The 22,651-nt window shown below is 74.3% G+C and carries 13 protein-coding genes and 1 pseudogene; 5 read left to right on the top strand and 9 right to left on the bottom strand.

Going from position 1 to position 22,651, the window contains the following annotated elements; all coding sequences use genetic code 11:
- The first annotated feature begins 84 nt into the window (after positions 1–84).
- Together ACH4U7_RS00295 and ACH4U7_RS00290 are read left to right on the top strand one after the other, a co-directional pair.
- Positions 85–591, top strand: coding sequence for a DUF664 domain-containing protein (locus tag ACH4U7_RS00295; RefSeq protein WP_398525795.1), 507 nt, complete (start codon positions 85–87; stop codon positions 589–591).
- Between the two features lie 218 nt (positions 592–809).
- On the top strand, positions 810–1,745 hold the full coding sequence (locus tag ACH4U7_RS00290; protein WP_398525794.1) for a S1 family peptidase: 936 nt from the start codon (positions 810–812) through the stop codon (positions 1,743–1,745).
- A gap of 142 nt (positions 1,746–1,887) precedes the next feature.
- Here ACH4U7_RS00290 and ACH4U7_RS00285 read toward each other — a convergent pair.
- The 6 genes and pseudogenes from ACH4U7_RS00285 to ACH4U7_RS00260 all read right to left on the bottom strand — a co-directional run.
- A pseudogene (locus tag ACH4U7_RS00285) lies at positions 1,888–2,127 on the bottom strand (WhiB family transcriptional regulator); the annotation flags it as partial.
- Positions 2,128–2,313: 186 nt separating this feature from the next.
- A complete protein-coding gene (locus ACH4U7_RS00280) occupies positions 2,314–5,925 on the bottom strand; it encodes a hydantoinase B/oxoprolinase family protein (protein WP_398525793.1) in 3,612 nt (1,203 codons plus the stop codon).
- A complete protein-coding gene (locus ACH4U7_RS00275; protein ID WP_398525792.1) occupies positions 5,922–7,274 on the bottom strand; it encodes an SGNH/GDSL hydrolase family protein in 1,353 nt (450 codons plus the stop codon). Before ACH4U7_RS00275 ends, ACH4U7_RS00280 begins: the two co-directional genes overlap by 4 nt.
- A 430-nt stretch (positions 7,275–7,704) precedes the next feature.
- Complete coding sequence (locus ACH4U7_RS00270; RefSeq protein ID WP_398526420.1) at positions 7,705–8,979, bottom strand: glycosyltransferase; 1,275 nt, start codon at positions 8,977–8,979, stop codon at positions 7,705–7,707.
- A gap of 169 nt (positions 8,980–9,148) precedes the next feature.
- Positions 9,149–10,279 carry a glycosyltransferase family 4 protein gene (locus tag ACH4U7_RS00265; RefSeq protein ID WP_398525791.1) on the bottom strand — a complete coding sequence of 377 codons (1,131 nt, stop codon included), beginning with the start codon at positions 10,277–10,279 and terminating at the stop codon, positions 9,149–9,151.
- 119 nt (positions 10,280–10,398) lie between these two features.
- Entirely contained in the window at positions 10,399–11,814 is a 1,416-nt protein-coding gene (locus ACH4U7_RS00260) for a HEAT repeat domain-containing protein (protein ID WP_398525790.1), read from the bottom strand.
- 319 nt (positions 11,815–12,133) lie between these two features.
- Between ACH4U7_RS00260 and ACH4U7_RS00255 the strand changes: the two genes are divergently transcribed.
- Complete coding sequence (locus ACH4U7_RS00255; protein ID WP_398525789.1) at positions 12,134–13,657, top strand: PP2C family protein-serine/threonine phosphatase; 1,524 nt, start codon at positions 12,134–12,136, stop codon at positions 13,655–13,657.
- Between the two features lie 81 nt (positions 13,658–13,738).
- Here the strand turns inward: ACH4U7_RS00255 and ACH4U7_RS00250 are convergent, their stop codons facing one another.
- Positions 13,739–15,259: a hypothetical protein gene (locus ACH4U7_RS00250; RefSeq protein ID WP_398525788.1), complete on the bottom strand. Its 1,521-nt coding sequence runs from the start codon at positions 15,257–15,259 to the stop codon at positions 13,739–13,741.
- Between the two features lie 240 nt (positions 15,260–15,499).
- Here ACH4U7_RS00250 and ACH4U7_RS00245 point away from each other — a divergent pair, with 240 nt between their 5' ends.
- Entirely contained in the window at positions 15,500–16,591 is a 1,092-nt protein-coding gene (locus ACH4U7_RS00245) for an aminoglycoside phosphotransferase family protein (protein ID WP_398525787.1), read from the top strand.
- A gap of 394 nt (positions 16,592–16,985) precedes the next feature.
- Positions 16,986–18,995, top strand: coding sequence for an N-acetylmuramoyl-L-alanine amidase (locus ACH4U7_RS00240; protein ID WP_398525786.1), 2,010 nt, complete (start codon positions 16,986–16,988; stop codon positions 18,993–18,995).
- A gap of 145 nt (positions 18,996–19,140) precedes the next feature.
- On the opposite strand, the gene ACH4U7_RS00235 is transcribed toward ACH4U7_RS00240, so the two are convergent.
- Together ACH4U7_RS00235 and ACH4U7_RS00230 are read right to left on the bottom strand one after the other, a co-directional pair.
- Positions 19,141–19,641: a hypothetical protein gene (locus ACH4U7_RS00235; protein ID WP_398525785.1), complete on the bottom strand. Its 501-nt coding sequence runs from the start codon at positions 19,639–19,641 to the stop codon at positions 19,141–19,143.
- 41 nt (positions 19,642–19,682) lie between these two features.
- Positions 19,683–22,631: an ATP-binding protein gene (locus tag ACH4U7_RS00230; RefSeq protein ID WP_398526419.1), complete on the bottom strand. Its 2,949-nt coding sequence runs from the start codon at positions 22,629–22,631 to the stop codon at positions 19,683–19,685.
- Positions 22,632–22,651: the final 20 nt, after the last annotated feature.

Below are 22,651 nucleotides of genomic sequence, written 5' to 3'. Positions count from 1 at the left end.
CGCGCCCTCGGCCGCGGGAAAACGCGCGTTCAGGCGCGCCTGTCGTTCCGGCGCCTGGCGGGCGGGCGGCCTACGATCGTGAGAATGAACAGCGCAGAGGTCCTGGCCGACGCCTTCGGCCGCGTTCAGGAGACGGTTCACGAAGCGGTGAAGGGGCTGACGGTGGACCAGCTGGCCACCCGCCTCGACGACAAGGCCAACAGCGTCGCCTGGCTGGTGTGGCACCTGACACGGGTTCAGGACAACCATGTCTCCGAGGTCGCGGCGGCCGAGGAGGTCTGGACCGAGCAGGGCTGGTACGAGCGGTTCGAGCTGCCGTTCTCGGCGGCGGCGACGGGCTACGGGCACCGGCCCAAGGACGTGGCCGCCCTCCGGGTGCCCCCGAAGCTGCTCCTCGGGTACCACGACGCCGTCCACGAGCGCACGATCGGCTACGTCCGGGGGCTGCGCGACGCCGATCTGGCCGCCGTCGTGGACGAGGCATGGACCCCGCCGGTGACGCTGGGCGTCCGGCTGGTGAGCATCATCTCCGACGATCTGCAGCACGCCGGGCAGGCGGCCTTCATCCGCGGCGTGCTGCGGCGGCGGTAGCGCGACGGGGGGTGACGCGGCGGCGCGTGCGCCGGGGTGCGGACGTAATCGCGCGATCGGGACACTCCTCACGACCCCCCGGTACCGCCCAACAACCCTTGTACCGGGCGAATGCCGACATCACTGTTGCCAGCAGGGATTCACCCGCTGAGCCCGCGCCACCACGGGACACCGGCCGCGGCGCGGGCCTCCTCTCCCCCGGCATCAGGAGGACAGTCGTGAGGATCAAGCACCCGGTCCACAGAAGCGGCCCGGCGAACCGCCCCGCCCACGCGGCTTCACGTCTACGGACGGCGGCCCTCATAGCGGGTCTGGCCGCCGTGTTCGCGCTGCTCGCGCCGGGGGCCGCTGCCGCGGACCCCGCGGCAGCGTACAGCGCCTCGGAGCTCAGGGCAGCGAGCGACGCGATCCTCGCCGCGGACGTCGGCGGCACCGCGTGGGCCGTCGACGAGGACAGCGGCTCGGTCCGCGTCGACGTCGACAGCACCGTCTCGTCCTCCGAGCTCGCCACGCTCAAGAAAGCGGCGGGCCCGCGCAGCGGCGCCCTGCACATCCAGCGCGCCCGGGGCAGAATCACCCAGCTGCTCTCCGGCGGGGACCCGATCTACTCGTCCAACGGCTTCCGCTGCTCGGCGGGGTTCAATGTGCACATCGGGACTTCGTACTACATCCTGACCGCCGGTCACTGCACCAACGGCTACCCGAACTGGTCCGCCAGGCTCGGCGTGCCCATCGGCCCGACGGCCTACTCCAGCTTCCCGGTCAACGACTACGGCTACATCTCGTACACCAACCCGCTGTTGCCGCACCCCAGCAACGTGTACCTCTACAACGGCACCTACCGCGCCATCACCAGGGCCGGCAACGCCTTCGTGGGCATGCTCGTCCAGCGCAGCGGCAGCACCACGGGCCTGCACGACGGCACCGTCACCGGGCTCAACTACACGGTCAACTACGGCAACGGCAACGTCGTCTACCAGATGATCAGGACCAATGTGTGCGCCGAGCCCGGGGACAGCGGCGGGCCGCTCTTCTCCGGCAACACCGCCATCGGCCTCACCTCCGGTGGCTCCGGCAACTGCCAGACCGGCGGCGTCACGTACTACCAGCCGGTGACCGAAGCGCTCAACAACCACGGGGCGACCATTCCCTAGCGCCCGCCCCTCCCGTGCCCGCAGCGGCCGGCCGTCCCTCCCGGGCGGCCGGTCAGCCCGTTCGACGGCCGCCCCTCGACGAGCTGAGGCTCCCCCAGCTACCGCTGGGAGGTGCCCCCTGCCGGCCACCGCCGGGAGGTGCCCCCCGGCGCTGGGCCCGTCGGCGCAGCGCCCGGCGCTCCTCCTCACTCGTGCCGCCCCATACGCCGTGGCTCACCCCCATGGTCAGCGCGTACTCCAGGCACTCGTCGCACACCGGGCAGCGGCCGCAGACCCCCTTGGCCCGCGCCTGCTGCTCCTGGGCCGCCGGGCCGGCCACGCCCACGGGAAAGAACAGCTCCGGATCCTCGTCCACGCACGCGGCGTACCGCCACCACTCCATGACCGCTCCTCCAGCTACTGATCGCCATACGGGCCCGCTCCCGGCCCGGCAGCGGGCGGGCCGGGCGGGCTTGACGGGTGGCGAGTCCCCCATGGCCGGGGCGGCAAACGGCCTTGGAGGCGACGTATCTTCGGGCTGCGGCCGACGCCGTCGTGACGGGGCGTCAACGGGGCCGAAGACCGCGCTTCAGCCGCCCGGCGGCCCGTAGCCGCCGCCTCCCGGCGTGTGGACGACGAGTACGTCCCCCGCCCCGACCTCGGCCGCGTCGCAGCCGCCGAGCCGGTCCACCGAACCGTCGGCGCGCTCGATCAGGTTCGCACCGCACGCGCCCGGCTCGCCGCCCGCCATGCCGTACGGAGGCATCCGCCGATGGCCGGTCAGCAGCGCCACGGTCATCGGCTCCAGGAAGCGGATGCGCCGGGTGACGCCGTGGCCGCCGCGCCAGCGGCCGTGGCCGCCGCTGCCGCGCCGCACTTCAAAGGCGTCCACGCGCACCGGGTAGCGCCACTCCAGGACCTCGGGGTCGGTCAGCCGGGAGTTGGTCATATGGGTCTGCACGGCGTCCGCGCCGTCGAAGCCGTCCCCGGCGCCCGAGCCGCTGGCGACGGTCTCGTAGTACTGCACACGGTCATTGCCGAAGGTCACGTTGTTCATCGTGCCGGAGCCCTCGGCCTGCACCGCCAGCGCCGCGTACAGCGCGCCGGTGACGGCCTGTGAGGTCTCCACGTTGCCCGCGACCGTGGCGGCCGGGAAGGCGGGCGCGAGCATCGAGCCCTCGGGGATGCGGACTTCCAGGGGCTTGAGGCAGCCGCTGTTGAGCGGGATGTCCTCGGCCACCAGCGTCCGGAAGACATAGAGCACCGCCGCCATCACCACCGAGCTCGGCGCGTTGGCGTTGCCCGGCTGCTGCGGTGAGGTGCCGGTGAAGTCCAGCACGGCCCCGCGCGCCGCGCGGTCCACCCGCAGGGCCACCTCGATGACCGCGCCGCTGTCCGTCTCGTAGCGGTACGAACCGTCCTTGAGGTGCGGGACGATGCGGCGCACGGACTCCTCGGCGTTGTCCTGCACGTGTCCCATATAGGCGTGTACGACGTCCAGGCCGAACTGCCCGATCATCCGCCGCAGTTCATGGATGCCCTTCTCGTTGGCGGCGATCTGGGCCCGTAGATCGGCGAGGTTGGCGTCGGGGGCACGCGACGGATACGGGCCGGTGGTCAGCAGCTCGCGGGTCTCGCGCTCGCGCAGCCGGCCGTCCCGTACCAGCAGCCAGTTGTCGAAGAGCACGCCCTCCTCCTCGATCCGGCGGCTGAAGGCGGGCATCGAACCGGGCGTGATGCCGCCGATCTCGGCGTGGTGGCCGCGCGAGGCGACGAGGAACAGCAGCTCCGCCCCCTGCTCGTCGAAGACGGGGGTGACGACGGTGACGTCCGGCAGATGGGTGCCGCCGTGGTACGGGTCGTTGATGGCGTACACATCGCCCGGCCGCATCGCGTCCCCGTTGCGCCGCAGCACCTCCTTGATGGACTCGCCCATGGACCCGAGGTGCACCGGGATGTGCGGGGCGTTGGCGATCAGGTTTCCCTCGGCGTCGAAGAGGGCGCAGGAGAAGTCCAGCCGCTCCTTGATGTTCACGGAGTGGGCGGTGTTCTCCAGGCGCAGCCCCATCTGTTCGGCGATCGCCATGAAGAGGCTGTTGAACACCTCCAGCATCACCGGGTCGACCTCGGTGCCGACCGCCACGGTGCGCGGGCGCGGCCGCACCCGGGTGAGCAGCAGATGGCCGCGCTCGTCGACGGCGGCCCGCCAGCCGGGGTCGACGACGGTGGTGGCGTCCGCCTCGGCGATGATCGCCGGACCGGCGACGGCGTCCCCGGGGCGCAGCTCGGCACGCTCGTACAGCAGGGTGTCCCGCCACGCGCCCTCGCTGAACATCCGCACGGTCGCCGCCGGGCGCCCGCCTGTACGGCCCGGCCGCCCGTCCGCGTACCCGCCCGTGGGGGCCGTGGGGCCCGCCGCGCCGACGGCCTCGACCGACACCGCCTCGGCGACGAGCGGCTTGTCCATGGTGAAGGCGTAGCGCGCGCGATGCGCCCGTACGAACGCCTCGGCCATCGCCTCGGCGGTGTCCAGGGGGACGGGGATGGCGGAGTCGGTTCCCGCGTACCGCAGATGGACCCGGGCCGAGGTGGTCACGGTCTCCTCGGGGACGCCGTCCGCGCGCAGCTCGGCGCGCGTCCGCGTCTCCAGACTCGCGCAGGTCTCGCGCACCCGCGGCAGGGTGGCGTCGCTCAGCTCCGTCTCGACGGCCTGTTCCCGCATGGCGGTGGCGTCGGCCACGCCGATGCCGTACGCGGAGAGCACGCCCGCGAGCGGCGGCACGATCACGGTGGTCACGCCGAGGGCGTCGGCGACCGCGCAGGCGTGCTGGCCGCCCGCGCCGCCGAAGCTGGTGAGGGCGTAGCGGGTGATGTCGTGGCCGCGCTGCACGGAGATCTTCTTGACGGCGTTGGCCATGTTGAGCACCGCGATGTCCAGGAAACCGGCCGCGACCTCCTCCGGTCCGCGCCGGTCGCCCGTCGCCTCCGCGATCCGGCCGGCGAGCGCGGCAAAGCGGGTGCGCACCGTCTCCGCGTCCAGGGGCTGATCGCCGTGGGGGCCGAAGACCGCTGGGAAGTGGCCGGGCTGGACACGGCCGAGCATCACATTCGCGTCGGTCACGGTCAGCGGGCCGCCGCGCCGGTAGCAGGCCGGGCCCGGGACGGCCCCGGCGGAGTCGGGCCCCACGCGGTAGCGCCGCCCGTCGAAGTGGAGCACCGAGCCGCCGCCCGCCGCGACCGTGTGGATGTTCATCATGGGGGCGCGCATCCGCACCCCCGCCACCTCGGTGCCGAAGACCCGCTCGAACTCGCCCGCGTAGTGGGACACATCGGTCGAGGTGCCGCCCATGTCGAAGCCGATGACGCGGTGGTGGCCCGCCTCGCCGGAGGCGCGCACCATGCCGACCACCCCGCCCGCGGGCCCGGACAGCACCGCGTCCTTGCCCCGGAAGTGCGAGGCCTCGCGCAGCCCGCCGTTGGACTGCATGAACATCAGCCGGATGCCGCGCAGCTCGGCCGCCACGTCCTCGACATAGCGGCGCAGGATCGGAGAGAGATACGCGTCGACGACGGTGGTGTCGCCGCGGGACACCAGCTTCATCAGCGGGCTCACCTCGTGTGAGCAGCTGACCTGGGTGAAGCCCAACTCGCGGGCCACCGCCCCGACGGCCTGCTCATGCGCGGCGTGGCGGTAGCCGTGCACCAGCACGACGGCGGCGCTGCGGAAGCCGTCCCGGCGCGCGGCGCGCAGCGCGTGTGCGGTGGCGTCCAGGTCCAGTTCGCGCACCACGCCACCGTGGGCGTCCACCCGCTCGGGCACCTCGACGACCCGGTCGTACAGCGCCTCGGGCAGCAGGATCCGGCGGTCGAACAGGCGCGGGCGGTTCTGGTACGCGATGCGCAGGGCGTCCCGGAAGCCTTCGGTGATGACCAGGACGGTCGGCTCGCCCGTGCGCTCCAGCAGGGCGTTGGTGGCGACGGTGGTGCCCATCTTGACGACGGCGACGCGGTCGGCCGGGATGGGCTCGTCGGGGGCGAGTCCGAGCGTCAGCCGGATACCGGCGACAGCCGCGTCCCGGTATCGCTCGGGGTGGTGCGAGAGCAGCTTACGGGCCACCAGGCGGCCGTCGGGGCGCTTGCCCACGACGTCCGTGAAGGTCCCGCCACGGTCGATCCAGAACTCCCAGCGTCCCGTCGTCACCCCGCCATTGTCGCCCCATTTGCCTGGATGGCCCGGCCGGCCCGGTCGGCGTGGCAGGTCTGCTCGGGCCGGCAGGCGTGGTCGGGTCGGCAGGCGTGGTCGGGTCGGCAGGCGTGGTCGGCGTGGTCGGTTTCGTGGGGCCGGTGGGCGGTCGGTTCGGAGGTGATCGCCGCGAGGGCGGCGCGGGTCTCCAGGCGGTCCCGGGCGTCGAGCTGACGGCCGGTGCCCAGGACGGCGTGGCGGCATTCCAGCGCCGCCAGCTTGAGCAGGTCCGGCAGCAGATCGGTGCAGCGATCGGCGACCCAGCGGGTGCCGCGCGTCGCCATCCACCAGGCGCCGGAGAGCAGCGAGGGCGGCGGGCCGTCAAGCGCCTCGGCGGGCGGATGGCCGGTGGCCAGCCCGTGTGCGGTGAGAGCGGCATGGAACTCCCGCGCCAGCAACCGGTGTCCGAGCTCGCTCGGATGCAGCCGGTCCACGCTCCACGCCGCCCGCTCCTCGACCCAGGAGTGGTCCGCGAGGTGTACGTGCACGGCCTCGTACCGCCGGGACAGCGTGTGCACGACGGTGTTCACGGCGCGCATCCGGCGGGCCAGAGGCCGGGCGAGGGGCGTCGGCAGCCCCAGCATCCGGCCGGGGTCGGGGAGACATGCGGTGAGCACCACGGCACCGTCGGCGCGCAGCGTGCCGATGACCGTGTCAAGCGCTTCGGCGACCCGCCGGATGTCGAACGCGGCCCGGAGAGTGTCGTTCGCGCCGGCCACGACCGACGCGAGATGGGGTCGGGCGGCGCGGGCGGCGGCCAGCTGCCCGTCGACGAGGTCGGTCGAGAGCGCGCCGCTCCGGGAGACGTTGACGAGCTCCACGGCCCCCGGCCGGGGCGCGAGCCCGCCCGCCAGATGTACGGCCCAGCCGCGCCACCCGCCGCCCGGCGCGGGGTCGCCCATCCCTTCGCTCAGCGAGTCGCCGAGCGCGGCGAAGCGCAGAACGTGTGGGGCACGGTCGGCGGCGGGCGGACCTGGGGGCCACGGCCGCTGTGCGGCCGGATGGCCGCTCGGGCCGTCCGGGGCGCACCTCGCACCGACGGGCGCGGCGTCGAACTCGGCGACGACGGCCGTGGCGGCCGTAACCGGCGGCCGGACGGGGCGCGCCAGAAGCGGACCCACGGTCAGGCCGCCCGGCTCACCGTCCCGGCCACCCGGATCGGCCGGCCCCCCACCCGACCGCTGCCCGGCGACACGCCGCGCGGCCGTACGCGACGCCGCGACGGCACCGTCCGACGGGGCCTCCCGCCGCTCCTGTCCGGCCGGGGCCGCCGGAACCGGGGCGCCTGGGCCCCACACCGCAGTCACGGCCGCCACCCCGCGCGGCGGAACCCGGCCGACGCCGCCCAGGGAGTCGTCGCCCCCGGAAACCCAGGGCGGCCCGCGGCGCCTGGCCTCGTGTCGCCGACCGCTCGAAGCTTCCCGGACGCGCCCCGGGTGCCCCGCATGCCGCGATGTCGCGCCGGCTCGGCAGACGCCAAGCGGGCTCCTCCCGGTGCCGACTGGGGAAGCGTGCGATCGCACGGCGGAGTGTCGCCCTCGTACGGGGCGCCGCGGTCGGTCTGCCTCCCCCAGCTACCGCTGCGCGGCGCGGCGGGCGACGCGCACGACGGGGCCGAGGGTGCCCCCAGCGGTCGCCGGGGGCACCGTGGCCCGCTTCGCGGGCCCGACCAGGCCGCCCGGGCAGGGGCTGCCCCGTGGACGGCCGAGAGCCGGGCGGCGCCGACGCGGCCCGCGCTCATCGCGCGGCCCTGGCGGCCGGGCCGACCGGCAGGCCGTCGGCGTGCGCCCCCGGCTCCGGGGAGGCGGCGTCACCGTCACGGCCGTCACCAGCGGGGACATCGCCGCCGATGAGCAACCCACCACGAACCGGTGACGGATCGTGCACAGGCGGCGCGTCGTGGGCCGCGAGGAACGCGGCCACTGCCTCCGGCCAGCTGTAGCACTCGGCGCGGGCGCGGGCCGCCGCGCGGCGGGTCGGCTCGGGGCGGGACAGCAGGTGCTCGACGGCGTCCGCGAACGCCGCGCCGTGGTCGGCCGCCGTCGCACCCGCGGGGCCGACGATGGCCGGGAGGGCGGACAGCTCGCTGACGACGACGGGCGTACCGCACGCCAGCGCCTCCAACGCGGCCAGCCCGAAGGTCTCCGCGGGCCCCGGGGCGAGCACGACGTCCGCACTGGCCTGGAGCGCGGCGAGCGCGCCCCGGTCGGCGACATGGCCCAGGAACGCGGCCGGAAGCCCTTCCTCGCGGGCGCGGGCCTCGAGGCGGGGCCGCAGCGGGCCGTCGCCCGCGACCACGAGCGCCGCGCCGACGCCCCTCCGGCCCAGCTCGGCGAGCGCGTCGAGCGCGCGGCCGGGCCGCTTCTCGGGCGACAGGCGCGAGCACATCGCCAGAAGCACCGCGGCCCCGTCCCGGTGCCGGTCGCGCAGCGCCGGGTCGCGGAGGGTCGGGTGGAAGTGGTCCAGGTCGACGCCCAAGGGCGCGCGTACGACATTGCGCGCGCCGATCCGTACAAACTCGCGCGCCGCCCACTCCGTGGTGCAGACGATGCGCGAATACGCCCGCGCGGTGCGCCGGTTCAGCCCGTCGGCGGCCCGGCGGGCGGCGGCCTCGGGGACGCCCCAGGTGCGCAGCACGCCGTCGGCGCTCTCGTGGGAGACCATCACGGAGGGCACGCGGGCGCGCCGGGCCCACTCCCCCGTCCACCTCAGGGTGGTCCGGTCGGAGACCTCGAGCCGGTCGGGCGCGAGCCCGTCCAGCAGCCGGGCCAGGCGTCGGCGGTCGGTCAGCACGCGGTAGCCGCCCGTGCCGGGCACCTCGGGCCCCGGGACGGTGATCACCCTCCCCTGGGGGGTCAGCTCATCCGAGGCGTGTGCGCCCGGCACGACCAGGACCGGCTCGTGCCCGGCCGCCCGATAGCCCGCGCCGAGCTCACGCAGCGCGGTGCGCAGCCCGCCGGAGGAGGGGGTGATGAAGTTGGCGAGCCTGACGATCCGCAGCGGCGTGCGCACGCCGTTCGGCTCATAGGCCGACGCGCCCGCCCTCGGCGGCGCCGCGCTCACGCCCCTCCCTCCCGCTCAGACCCGGCGCGCTCCAACGCGCGAGCTTCCCTCGTCACTGCTCGCTCCTCCGTCGCTGCGCGGCTCCTCAGTCCAGCCCGCACAGCGCACCAAGACACGCTCATGCCGGCACCGCCGTACGGGTCGCGAGCACCTCGGTGTAGTGGTCTATCAGCTGGTCGCCGACCGCCTCCCAGGTGCGGCCCTGGACCGCCTTGTGCCCCGCGGCGCCGAGCGCCGAGCGCAGCCGCGGGTCGGCCGCGAGGAGGGAGACGGCGTCGGCGATCGCGGTCCCGTCGAGGGGCGGCACCAGCAGGCCGGTGCGGCCGTGGTCGACCAGGTCGAGTGGGCCGCCGGCCGCGGGGGCGATCACGGGGACGCCGCTGGCCTGGGCCTCCTGCACGGTCTGGCAGAAGGTCTCCTGCGGGCCGGTGTGCGCGAAGACGTCCAGGGACGCGAAGACCCGGGCGAGGTCGTTGCCGGTGCGGCGCCCCAGGAAGCGGGCCCCGGGCAGCGCGGCGCGCAGCCCCGGCTCGCTGGGGCCGTCCCCGACGATGACCACCCGGACGCCGGGGAGCGCGCAGACGGGGGCCAGGAGCTCGACGTTCTTCTCGGGCGCGAGCCGGCCGACGTAGCCGACGATCAGCTCGCCGCCGGGGGCGAGGGTGCGGCGCAGCTCGGTGTCGCGCCGCGCGGGGGTGAAGCGTTCGGTGTCGACGCCGCGCGCCCACAGCCGCACCCGCGGCACGCCGTGGTCGTCGAGGTCGTGGGCGGCGGCGGTGGACGGGGCGAGGGTCCGGTCGGCCGCGGTGTGCACGGCGCGGATCCGGCGCCAGGCCGCGTTCTCGCCCTTGCCGAGGTACGTACGGGCGTAGCCGGCCAGGTCGGTCTGGTAGACGGCGACGGCGGGGATGCGCAGCCGCAGCGCGGCGGTCATGCCGCGGGCGCCGAGGACGAAGGGGCTGGCGAGGTGGACGACGTCGGTGCGGTGGGCGGTCAGGGCGGCGGCGAGCCGTCGGCTGGGGAGGGCGACGCGTACCTGGGGATAGCCGGGGAGCGGCAGGGACGCGATGCGCAGAACGGGATAGGGGCGGGAGGCATCGGGGTCCGCCGGGCCGTCGTGCGGGACGGCGGGCGCGATGACGAGCGGTTGGTGACCGCGCCGGTGCAGATGCCGGGCGGTCTGCAGGGCGCAGTGAGCGACGCCGTTGACGTCGGGCGGGAAGGATTCGGTGACGATGGCGACACGCATACCCGTGTTGTCGGCGTACGAAGGGTGGCCCCGGCATCGTGAAGCTTTCGGGACGGGGAACGTCCCATGAGCGTTAGGCCCTGGCGTCAAAGGGGGCGCCCTGCTCCCGACGCCCGGGCCTAGTCCTCAGGGCCGATGCGGCTGCGGACCGCCGTCTGGACCTCCGCCTCCTCCGCCGGGTCGGCGGCGAGTCTGCGGAGCTGGTCGACGACGCGGGCATCGGCGGTGGTGGCGTGCCGGGCGGCCAGTTCGCGGGTGCTCTCCTCGCAGTCCCAGAGGCATTCGACGGCGAAGCCGGCGCCGAAGGAGGGGTCGGTGGCGGCCAGGGCGCGCGCCGCGCGGCCGCGGAGGTGGGAGGAGGCGGTCTCGCGGTAGATATGGCGCAGCACGGGGGCCGCGCAGGCGATCCTCAGCCGTCCGGCGCCGTCGACGAGGGTCCACAGGGCCTGGGCGTCGGGGCCTTCGGCCCGGACCGTGCCCCGCAGGGCGGAGAGTACGAGGGGCGCGTCGTACTGGCCGCCCCGGGTGGCGAGCATGGCGGCGGCCGCGGCGCCGAGGGCGTCGGGGCGCTGGGCCCACATCCGGGCCCGGTCGAGGGCGACGATGCTGCGCATCCGCTCGAAGGCGGCGAGGGCTCCCTGGGAGACCAGCTCGGAGGCGGCGGGGTCGGTGACGGCGGCTTCGATCAGGTCCAGCACCTCGGGGTCGCCGGTCTCCGCGAGGTGCCGCAGGGCCGCGGCGCGGGCCGCGTCGGGCGCGGCCGCGGCGGCGGCGAGGAGTTCGGGCCGGTCTTCGGGGCCGGCGACGGCGGCCAGGCAGCGAGCCGCGGCTTCGGGGCGGCGGGCGCCGGGCCGCAGGTCGTCCTCCTGCCCAGCCCACAGGAGCACGTCATGGACGCTCCAGCCGGGCCGCGGGCCCATGGGGCGCAGCTGGCGCTGCCAGCGGTCGAAGGAGCCCTGTTCCTGGGCGGCGCGCACCCGGGTCCCGTGCCGGGGGTCGTCGGCCCACAGCCGCCAGGGCCGGGGTTCATAGGCGCCGCGCACGGCGGCGGCGAGTTCGGCGTCGCCTTCGGGGGTCTCGGGGTATCGGGCGAGGACGGCGGGGGCGAGGGCACGCAGCTCGGTGTCCTCGTCGCGCAGGGCCAGCTCGTCCAGCGCCCACTGCCAGTTGCCGCCGGTCGCGGCGTAGCGGCGGAGCAGGCGGAGGGCGTCCTCGCGGCCGTACGAGGCGAGGTGGCCGAGGACGGCGAGGGCGAGGCCGGTGCGCTCCTCGGCGGGGTCGATGAGGTCGTCGGGGTCGAAGAGGTGCTGTTCGATCTCGTCGAGTCCGGCGTCGAGGTCGAGGCAGAGTCGGGCGTAGTACAAGGAGCGGTTCTCGACCTGCCAGTCTCGCCGGGGGTCGTGCAGCACACAGTGGTGCAGTGCCGCGAGCGACTCGGCCCGCGGCGCCGCGAGGGCGTGCAGGGTCCCGTCGCCGCGGCCTCGCTGGAGGAGGCCGAGCAGGGTGCCGCTGGGCGCTATGTCTGGATCGAACATGAGGTCAGCATCCGGTGCGGGGGGTTCGCTGGCAACGGGATTTCCGTCGTCCGGCATTCTTGCCGGTGTCCGGGCGTGATATGCGCGATGAACGTGGATCAACGCCGTGGACCTTGAGATCCCGAGCGCCGCAGCCTACCCGGAACAGATCGTTCCGCCGAACCGTGCCGACTTGCCCAGGAAAGCCACTGGCATATGCCAAGAGCACCACCGGATCGGGTATTGCCAAACCGCTTACGCGACGTCGCAGCCTGTGCAAGAGTCGTTACCGGTCCTTCCCTCACGACCCGGCCGCGCCGTGCCCGTATCGGAGAACGTCATGCCGTCCCCCCGCTCCGCGGACCATTCCGCAGCCCAGCCCCCCCAGCCGCCCAGGGACACGGTCGACGCACTCATCTCACAGACCCGGCGGCTGCGCGGCGACGTCGACGCCGTCCGCCGGGACACCACGGCGGACCTCGACCGGGCGGACGACCCCCAGCTGCGCTGGCAGCGCGCGCTGTGCGATCTCGCAGTCCACCATCTGGACGACCTGGGCCGGAATCTGGACCAGCTGCGCGAGGGGCTGCCCACCGACCCGGCCGAGGCCGAAGCGCCCTCGGAGGCGGAGGCGGACACAGGGGGCCGGCCCGCCGCCGAGCCGCCCCCGCCGCCGGGCTCCGCGTACGCCACGTCCGCGCGGGACGCCGGGCCCGAGGGGCACGGCTCGCTGCTGAGCCGCGTCGGCAGCGCCGAGTGGAACCTCCTCACCGACGCCGTGACCTGGTCCGACGAGCTGTACCAGATCTTCGGCCGGGCCCCCGCAGAGGGCGGGCTGCCCCTGGACGAGCTGCCCTCCTGGGTGTTCTCCGAGGACCAGCCGACCCTGACCGCGCTGGTCACCGACTGTCTGGTCGACGGCAAGCCGATCGACGGAGAGTTCCGTATCGTGCGCGCCGACGGCGCGGTGCGCACCGTCCATATGTCGGGCGAGCCCGTGCTCGACGACGACGGCAGCACCGCGTCCATGTGGGCCGTCCTGCGGGACGTCAGCGAGCTGCGGCGCAGTGAGCGCGCGGTGCGCGAGACCCGTGACTCGCTGCGGCGGCAGCGGCATATCGCACAGACCGAGCGCCGGGTCGCGGTCGAGCTCCAGCAGGCCGTGCTGCCCGTGTGGCGCGGCTCCCCGCGGCCCTCCCCGGGGGGTCCGGCCGCCCTGGACCTCGCCGCCCACTACTTCCCCGCCTCGACCAGCACGCTGATCGGCGGCGACTGGTACGACGCGCTGGAGCTGCCCGACGGCGGGACCCTGCTCAGCGTCGGCGACCTCACCGGCCATGGCGTGGCCGCCACCTCCGGCGTGGCGATGCTGCTCGGCGCGGTGCGCGGGATGGCGGTGACCGGGGTGGAGCCGGGCGCCCTGATGAGCTGGCTCAACCAACTGCTCGACGCCTCCGCGCAGCCCGCCCTGGGCAGCGCCGTATGCGGCCGGTACGACCCCGCCACACGCACCCTGGTGTGGGCACAGGCCGCGCACCCCGCCCCGCTGCTCTTCCGCGACGGGACGGGGCGCGCCCTGCGGCCCCCGGAGGGCGTCCTGCTCGGCGCCACGCCTGGTGCGACATACGCCCAGTACGGCGAGCGGCTGGAGCCCGGCGATCTGCTGGTGCTGCACACCGGAGGACTCTGGCCGTACGGCGCGGACGCCGAGGGTGACGCGGGGGCCGAGCGGCTGCTCGGGCTGGCGCCGCGGTTCGCCACCGCCCACAGCGCACAGGAATGCGTGCGGGCCGTGGTGGAGGCGTTCGACGATGAGCGGCGCGAGGACGACGCCTGCGTGCTGATCGCGCGGGTCGGCTCATAGCGCGCCAACTCCTCACACGTCAGCTCCTCACGCGCCAACTCCTCACGCGTCAGCCGAGCGCGCGGGCCGGCTCGTAGCGCATCACACGACGGCCGTCTTTCCGTCGCCGCCCGGCGCTCCGCCCTCCGGTGTCTTCGGCCCGGCCCCCTTGGGCCCCAGCCCTTTCGGCGCCCGCTGCTCGATCTCCTCGCGCAGTCTCTGGATATCGGGGCGCGTGGAGTACCGGCCGGTGAGCCGGTACATCTCGCGCAGCCGGTCCCAGGTGCGGTGGGAGGAGTTGTGCTCGATGGTCAGCAGGGCCAACCGCGCGTACTTGTCCGCCTGCTCGGGGTCGTCGCCGATGAAGCACGCCGAGGCGATGGAGATGTGGTCGAAGATCTGCGACCGGTCGCGGCCGCCCTCCCGCTTCCGCAGCCCCTCCTTGGCATGCTGCTGGGCGATCGCGGCGGCACCGGGCTCACGCTCCGCGAGCGTGCGGTAGACCAGCCCCTCCATGCCGTGCAGATCGGCCTCGTTGAACAGCTGCATCCAGCTCGGCGGCGGCACATCCCCCTTGTCCGAGACGAACAGCTCCTCCGCCTGGCCCAGGGTGCGGCGCACCGCCTGACTGTGGCCCATCGACGCCTGCGCCCATGCCTCGATGGTGCAGAACATGGCGCGGGTGCGGGGCAGCGTCTCCTCGCCCGCACCGGACTTGGCGAGCTTCATCAGATCGAGTGCGTCGTCCGGCCGGCCCAGATGGACCATCTGCCGGGCGGCGCGGGAGAGCGCTTCGCTCGCCCGGGGGCGGTCGCCGCCCTCGCGGGCCGCGTGCGCGGCGATGACGAAGTACTTCTGGGCGGTGGGCTCCAGGCCCACGTCATGGGACATCCAGCCGGCGAGCACGGCCAGGTTGGCCGCGACGCCCCACAACCGGCGCTGCACCGCCGGGGGGTGGCGATAGGCGAGCATCCCGCCCACCTCGTTGAGCTGGCCCACCACGGCCTTGCGCTGCAGCCCCCCGCCGCGGGCGGCGTCCCAGGCGCGGAAGACGTCGACCGAGCGCTCCAGCGCGTCTATCTCCTGGGAGCCCACGGGGGCCGCCTCGTAGCGGTCGAAGCCGGCGAAGTCCGCGGACAGCGGATCGTCGGTACGGGGGGCGTCGGTGGCCAGAGTCGGGTCACTGTGCAGCCAGTCGTGCATGGCTCCGGTGATGGCTGATCCTGCGGCGAGCGCGGCGCCCGCACCCACCAAGCCGCGTCGGTTGAACATAAGGTCCATTCCCGTGAATTCGGTGAGGACCGCGGCCGTGGACTCGGGCGCCCAGAGCAGCCCGTCCGCGGACTGCCCCTTCCCCGCGCGCCCCTGCCGTGCGAACCCGAGGTCCTCGATGGTCACGACTCGACCGAGGCGCTCGGTGAACAGGGCGGCCAAAACCTTGGGCACGGGATCGCGCGGCATCTCGCCGGTGTCGATCCAACGCCGCACCCGCGAGGTGTCGGTCGCCAGCTGCGGATGGCCCATGGCCGCCGCCTTCCGGTTCACGAGCCTCGCGAGTTCCCCTTTGGACCAGCCGGCGAGGCCGAACAGGTCCGCGAGACGGGTGTTGGGTTCCCTCGTCACGTCAAGCCCCCAGGTTCTCGGCTGACTTGACAGTAACCGCCCTGTCACGGCCCGTGCGACTATTCGCCAGGGTTCGCCAGGGTCCGCCAGATGGTGTGCCACCCGCGGCCGGGTGTGGTGTAGGACCGCGCCACCCGGCCCGGCGGCGTTCAGCGAATGGTCGCATTCCCCAGGGTGCGGCCTCGCCCCGGGGCCGGGAGGCGCGCGACTCGTCGGCGCACGAAGGGATCTGTATTGTCCATGTACGCAGCATCGTCCTCCGTGTCCGCCCCGCCCCGGCCGTACCGGCGGCAGCCGCCCGGCGCCGGGCCGTTTCTGGATCCCGCCCTCGGCGGGCGAGCGAGGCGGGCCCCGGGCCCCGGCCCGCTGAGCGGCAGACTCGACATGTCCGGCCCGCAGGGAGCACAGCTGCGCACGGCGATCGCGTCGGTCCACCGCATCTGTCCGGAGTTCAACCCCGTCCAGGTGCTCCGGCGCAGCGGGCGGTCCGTGCTCCTGGTCGGCACCACCGGCCGCAGCACCGCGGTCGCCAAGTGCCTGCTGGACCACTCACCGGCCTGGGCCGAGCGGTTCCGGCGGGAAATAGCGATGTACCGGGCGTTCGTCCGCCATCGGCCGCCGGTCCGGGTGCCCCGGCTGATCGCGGCGGACCCGGACAACTGCACCCTGGTCATCGAGCGGATGCCCGGGCGGGTGGCGGCGTCCCAGCGCCACCCCTGCGAGCCGCCGCCGCGCGCCGATGTGCGGGCCGCGCTCGGCGCCATCTGCCGGATCAATCTATGGCGACCGCCCGCCGATCTGTTCGACGCGCCGATCGACTACGCCGCCCGGCTGGCCCGCTACCACGAGCTCGGGCTGCTCACCGACCGGGACATGGGCGATCTGCGGAAGCTGCTGCGCGGCCTCGCGCACACCGCCGCCCGCCAGAGCCAGTTCTGCCACGGCGACGCGTTACTGAACAACATCCTGCTCTCGCCGGCCGGGGCGGCGCTCATCGACTGGGACCACGCGGGCTGGTATCTGCCCGGGTACGACCTGGCCACGCTGTGGACCGCGCTGGGCGACGCCCCGGGGCCGCGGCGCCAGATCAGCCAGCTGGCGCAGGCGGCGGGGCCCGATGCGCGGGACGCCTTCCTGGTGAATCTGATGCTCGTACTGACGCGGGAGATCCGCCAGTGCGAAACCGCCGTGCAGCGCACCATGCACGACCCCGCCCCCGTGGCTCCGGGCGCGGTCGGGGCCGGTGAGGAGCAGCGTCTGCTGCTGCGCCGCCTGCACGACGACTGCTCCCTCGCGCGGCGTGCCGTGCGGGCCGCGGTCGGAACCCGTTGAGCCGCGGGGCGCGTCATCGGTCTGGACGCCATCGGTCTGGACCAGTGACGCGCCGCAGGCCCGTACGCCCGTGCCGGGCAGGGGGCACCTCCCAGCGGTAGCTGGGGGCGAGCCGAAGGGGCGCGACCCTGTCGAAAGGGAGAGCGCGCGGAGGCCCCGAGGAACGAGGGGCCGAGCACGGTCGACCGTCGACAGGGGCTGCAGCGCCCGGGAGGCGAACTGAGCCCCAGAAAAAAGGGGAAACACCTCGGCACGGGCGTTGACGTGCGAACACCCGGGCGGGTGAGCATGATTGACGGATCGCCCGGCACCGGATACCTCTAGGTGGGCTCGGCCCCGTACGCATGGCCGGGGCACACCGGCGCACGCTCGGCCCGCCTTAGAGGAGGCTGCAATGCGAGGATCCGCACAGGACAGCGCGCACGACCCGAACAGACCGGAGCCCGGCCCCACGCGACGGACCGCCCTGCGGACGGCCGGTGCCGCCGCGTCGGCCGCCTTTCTGCTCCCCCTCGCGGCCCAGGCCCCGGCCGCTCTGGCCGACGAGTCCCGGTCCGGGAGCGACGCCCTGCAGCGGGCCTTCGCCGCCGCGGCGAAGGAGTACGGCGTCCCGCTGAGCGTGCTGCTGGGCGTGTCGTATCTGCAGTCGCGCTGGGACGGCCACGGCGGCGCGCCCAGCGTCACCGGCGGCTACGGCCCCATGCACCTCACCGACGCGACCACCGCCCTGGCCCGCACCCCGCACCACAGCCACGGCACCGAGGACGCGCGTGGCGATCTGGCGCGCGCCCGTCTGGTGCCCGACACCGAAGTACCCCAGCCGCGGCAGCTGCCCGCGCGGCTGCGGACGCTGGAGCGGGCCGCCGAGCTGAGCGGGCTGTCCGCGGAGTCTCTGCGCGCCGACGAGGCGGCCAATGTGCGCGGTGGCGCGGCCCTGCTGGCCGCCGAGCAGAAGAAGCTGGGGCTGCCACTGAGCGAGGACCCGGCCGACTGGTACGGGGCGGTGGCGGCCTATTCCGGCTCCGACAACGCCACGGCAGCCGCCGTCTTCGCCGACGACGTCTTCGAGGTGATCCGTGGCGGCGCGGCGCGCACCACCGGCTCGGGCGAGGTGGTCTCTCTCCCGGCCGCGCCCGAAGTGTCTCCCGACACCCGGCAGTTGCGGACGCTGGGGCTGCCGTCCGTCGCGCGGGATCCGAACATCGACGCCCCCAAGGGCGTCTCCTGCGAGTGGTTCCCGGCGCCGTACGAGCAGTTCGGCGACAACGACTACGGCAACCACGACTTGGGCAACCGCCCCGAGTCCCAGACGATCGACTACATCGTCATCCATGACACCGAGGGCACCTGGGACGTCTGCCTCAAGCTGATCAAGGACCCGACGTATGTGTCCTGGCAGTACACCCTGCGCTCCGCCGACGGGCATATCGCCCAGCACCTGGCGCTCAAGGACGTCGGCTGGCACGCGGGCAACTGGTACGTCAACGCCAAGTCGATCGGCGTGGAGCACGAGGGGTTCCTCACCGCCCCCGACGCCTGGTACACGGAGGCGATGTACCGGGCCTCGGCCCGGCTGGTGCGCTATCTCGCGCGGAAGTACGACATCCCGCTGGACCGCCAGCACATCCTTGGCCATGACAACGTCCCCGGCACCACCACCCCGAACATCAAGGGGATGCACACCGACCCCGGCCCCTACTGGGACTGGGCGCACTACTTCACCCTCCTCGGCGCGCCCTTCCGCACCACCACGGGCCCCAGCGGCGGGCTGATCACCATCCGCCCCGACTACGACACCCACCAGCCCGTGTACACCGACTGCGACACCGCCGGACAGCCCTGCGCCCCGCACGGCTCGGGCGCGGTGCGGCTGCACACCGCGCCGAGCGCGGACGCCCCGCTGATCAAGGACATCGGGCTGCGTCCCGACGGGGCGGACTCCACGACCGGCGTCAACGACACCGGCGCCCGCGCGTCGACCGGCCAGCGGTTCGCGGTCGCGGAGCGGCAGGGCAACTGGACGGCCATCTGGTATCTGGGGCAGAAGGCCTGGTTCGAGAACCCCAAGGGCCGGCCGACCGCGGTGAACGGCAGGGGTCTGGTCATCACCCCGAAGGACGGCGCGGCTGACGTGCCGGTGTACGGCCGCGCCTACCCGGAGAAGGAGGCGTACCCGGAGGGCGTACCGGTGCAGGCCGTCTCGCCGCTGCCGTACAAGCTGCTCGCCGGGCAGCGGTATGCGCTGGGGCTGAAGACCCAGGGCGAGTATCTGTGGGCGACGACCTTCGACCCGGCGGGCCACAAGGTGGTGCGCGGCCAAGACACGTACTACCAGATCCAGTTCGGGCACCGGGTGGCGTTCGTACGGGCCGCCGATGTGCGGATCGAGCGCTCCGACCGGTAGTCGCGAGCCACAGGGTGAGGCCGACCGCGCCGCGCGGTCGGCCTCAGCGGTCCGGCAATCACCCGATCGAAGTACGAGGCGACGATACGAGGCAGGGAACTCCCGTTGCCGACGCGCTCCTTGGGCAAGGCCGCCGGGTCGCGCCTCAGCCCTGCTGGAACATCTCCGCGGGCAGCGGCTTGAGCAGCCGGTAGAGGTCGTCGGTGATGGGCCGGTCCCAGCTGGCGATGGTGACCAGGACACCGTCGCTGCGGTCGAACTGGGAGCAGGAGATCCGGCCCTCGGAGAGCTTGATGCGGCGCACGATGAGCAGGTTGTCCTCGTGCATGACCGGGGTGTCCTCGATGTCCACCACATGGACCGGCTCGTCGTTTCCCAGGGCCGCCAGCAGCTGTGTCACCTCGAACGGCACCTGTCCTTCGGCCAGCTCGCGGGCCGGGGATCCCTCGGGCAGATTCCCGATGATCATCGCGGGGCCGCGTCCGCCGAACAGGTCGTAGCGCAGAAAGACGCCCTGGCAGCTGCCGTCGGGAGCGGGCAGCAGCCCGGCCCCGAGATCGCCGGGCCAGTCCCCCGGGTCCATGGCCAGGACGTCGAAGTCCGGACCGGTGGGCGTGGCGGGGCTGCGGCGGCGGAGGAACGACATGCGGACATGGTACGTGCCCCGGCGCCGGAATCCGCCCCGGGTCAGCGCCCGGACACCGGCCGCGGGACACGGGCGCCGATGGTGACACCGGCCGGGGCGCCCAGGACCTTGGCCAGCCCGGTGCGGTCGGTGCCCACCTTGCGGTACACGCCGGAGAGCACCTGCGCCACCTCGCGCTCCTCCAGGCCCAGCTCGTCACCGATCCGGTCGTCGCCCCAGCCGAGGGCGGCCCGCTCGGCGGCGGCCTGCTCCTGGGAGGTGAGCGGGGAGCCGTGGTCGGCGCGCAGCTGCAGCGGGCGCAGTCCGGTGGCGGACAGCTCGTCGCGGGCCCGTACCGCGAGCGCGTCGGCCCCGCACTGCACCGCGCCTTCCAGCCCGCGGTAGAGCCGCTCTCCGGCCTCCTGCGGCAGTCCGATCCGGCGCAGGGCGGTGCCGTGGTCGACCAGGGCGACGGCCAGGTCGTAGGCGGACGGCGAGCGTTCGAGGTGGTCGACGGCCTCGGCCAGCAGCCTGAGCCGTTCCGGCCCCTGGGTCACGAGCCCGGCGGTGTGCAGGGCGCGGCCGATCATGGAGTGGGCGCCGAACTGGCGGGCGCGGCGCACCGCGTCCCGGGCCACTTCGGCGGCCTGCCGTGGCTCGGTGAGCGCCAGGGACTGGGCCAGATGCAGCTGCCAGGGACACCAGGCGGGGTTGCGCATACCGCGCCGGTCCATCCGCCGGCCGACCTGGGTGAGCCGCTGCCGGGCCTCGCTGTGCATATTGCGGGCCAGCAGCAGCTCGCCGCGCACGGTCGGCGCGTCCGGGCACAGGAGTGCCTGAAGTGCCTGGAGGGTGTTTCCGCCGCAGGAGTGCTCGGCGGCGAACTCCTGGGCCTCCTCGACCCGGCCGCGGCTGAGCAGGGTCTGGATCAGCGTGCCGACGGCGGTCCAGTGGGCGGGCGTCTCCGGTCCGACCAGGTCGGCGATCCGCAGCCCCTCGCGGGCGAGCTCTTCGGCTTCGGCGAGCGCCCCGCGGCGGTAGCGGACGTATCCGAGGAGGGTCAGGCCGAACGCCAGATGCGCGCCGCGCCAGCCCTTCCGCTCGCACTCCGCGACACCGTTCGCGAACAGCTCCTCGGCGCGCCCCGGCTGGTCGCAGTGGAGGAAGGTCAGGGCGACCAGGATGGGCACCTCGAAGCCCCATTCCTCATCGGTCCAGCTCAGGCCGTCGCCCAGGGCCTCGTCGGCGTGGCGCAGGGCGATGGCGGCCGGTTCGCCGCGGGTCATCGCGTCGAAGGCGCGCAGGCCCCGCAGATAGCGCTCGGCCATCCCGCGGCCGGAGAGCCGGTCCACCAACCGGGCCAGTCGGCGAGAGCGGGCGGGCGAGTCCTGGCCGTCGGCGCGGAACATGTTCCACATGATCTGTTCGGCCTGCATCCGCAGCCGGGTACGGGCGCTGCCGGCCCGCCCGGCCTCGGCGGCCACGAGCTGCGCGGCCTCCTCCATACGGCCGCTGTGGCCGTACGCCTGGGCCAGCCGGTAGGTGATCGACTCGCGCAGCTCCGGGCCGAGCGCTGGCTCCTCCAGGGCGGCCCGCAGATGGTTGACGGTGACGGCGGGCTCGCTGAGCTGGGCGGCGCAGCCCAGTTCGTAGAGCACGGCGGGCCGCTCCTGGAGCGAGGGCGGTTCGCGCAGTGCCCGGGCGAGGCAGCGGCGGGCGGTGTCGGGCGCGCCGGCTCGCAGATACTCCCGGGCCGCCGCGCGCAGATGGCGCACCACCCAGGGGTCGGCCTCGGGGTGCAGCTCCAGCAGATGCCGGCCGGCTGCCCCCGAGCCGCGGCCCGCGGACAGGACCGTGGCGGCGGCGCTGCCGTGCATGGCCACGCGCAGGGCGCCCGGGATCGCGCGGTAGACGGCGGTGGCGATCAGCGGGTGGAGGAATTCCAGGGGCCGCTTCTCGGGCGATGGGCGCGGCGGGGTGAAGATACGGGCGTCGGCCAGCCGCAGCGCCAGCTCGGCGGTCTCGATGGTGGACAGGCCCGAGACTTCCGCGGCCAGGGCCGGGGTGGCTTCGCTGCCGAGGACCGCGACGGCCCAGGCGAGCCGGACGGCGGAGGTGCCGAGCCGGCTCAGCCGGTCGGTCAGGCCGCTCTCCTTGGCCGTGGAGACCAGCTCGCGCAGATGGGCGAGGTTGTCCGACTGCGGTTTCAGATCGCGCTCGCGGACCTTGGCGGTGAGCTCGACGACCTCGAAGGGGTTGCCGCCGGTGACCGCCCAGCACTCGCGGCAGAACGAGTCGTCCGCCCCCGCGCCCAGCACCTCGCGCACCATCCGGCCGACCGCGCCCGGGGTGAGCGGCGCCAGCAGCCGAGGCCGCGAGCCCTGGCGCTCGGTGAGCCCGCGCAGCGCCACCGCGTCGGCGGACAGCTCGTCGGGGCGGTAGCCGACCGCGAGCAGCATGGGCAGATCCACGGCACGGGGCGCGAACCGGGTGAGCCAGTCGAGGGATTCGGCGTCGGCCCAGTGGGCGTCGTCCAGGATCATGACGACTGGGGCCTGCTGGACGGCGAAGCGGGTCACCAGCCAGTCCAGGCCGTCGCGCACCCCGTGCGGGTCGGGCGAGCCGCCTTCGGCCGAGACCACCAGGCCGACGGCTGGCGCGACGATGTCATACCAGCCGCCGAGGATCCTGCGGTGGGTCTCCTCGCCAGTCGCCGCGAGTACGGGCTGGAAGAGCTGGCGTACGACATGGAAGGCGACGCCCTGCTCCTGCTCCCCGGCGCGCGCCGAGAGCACCGTGCAGCCACGGGCGGCGGCCCGCCGCCTGACCTCGCCGAGCAGCGCGGTCTTACCGGCGCCGCCCGGCCCCGCGAACGCGATCACCCCGCCGGCGCGCGGCCCGGCCGGATCGTCGGCCGACTCCCCGCACAGCTCGGTCAACGCGTGGTCCACCGCGCTGAGTTCGGGCTCCCGCTCCAGCAACGTCCGGCGCCCCCGGCCCTGTCGTGTCATGTTCTCCGCCACGCTCGTAC

Origin of the sequence: Streptomyces sp. NPDC020845 (assembly GCF_044334165.1) — a bacterium.
Classification (GTDB): Bacteria; Actinomycetota; Actinomycetes; order Streptomycetales; family Streptomycetaceae; genus Streptomyces.
Note: the sequence above shows the minus strand (reverse complement) of the source record. Positions and strands in the feature narration are given on the sequence as shown.

Bases quoted from the DNA above. Each gene is read 5' to 3' on its own strand.
- ACH4U7_RS00255 (WP_398525789.1), top strand. From the start codon at position 12,134: ATGCCGTCCCCCCGCTCCGCGGACCATTCCGCAGCCCAGCCCCCCCAG.
- ACH4U7_RS00260 (WP_398525790.1), bottom strand. From the start codon at position 11,814: ATGTTCGATCCAGACATAGCGCCCAGCGGCACCCTGCTCGGCCTCCTC.
- ACH4U7_RS00295 (WP_398525795.1), top strand. From the start codon at position 85: ATGAACAGCGCAGAGGTCCTGGCCGACGCCTTCGGCCGCGTTCAGGAG.
- ACH4U7_RS00240 (WP_398525786.1), top strand. From the start codon at position 16,986: ATGCGAGGATCCGCACAGGACAGCGCGCACGACCCGAACAGACCGGAG.
- ACH4U7_RS00265 (WP_398525791.1), bottom strand. From the start codon at position 10,279: ATGCGTGTCGCCATCGTCACCGAATCCTTCCCGCCCGACGTCAACGGC.
- ACH4U7_RS00230 (WP_398526419.1), bottom strand. From the start codon at position 22,631: ATGACACGACAGGGCCGGGGGCGCCGGACGTTGCTGGAGCGGGAGCCC.
- ACH4U7_RS00245 (WP_398525787.1), top strand. From the start codon at position 15,500: ATGTACGCAGCATCGTCCTCCGTGTCCGCCCCGCCCCGGCCGTACCGG.
- ACH4U7_RS00235 (WP_398525785.1), bottom strand. From the start codon at position 19,641: ATGTCGTTCCTCCGCCGCCGCAGCCCCGCCACGCCCACCGGTCCGGAC.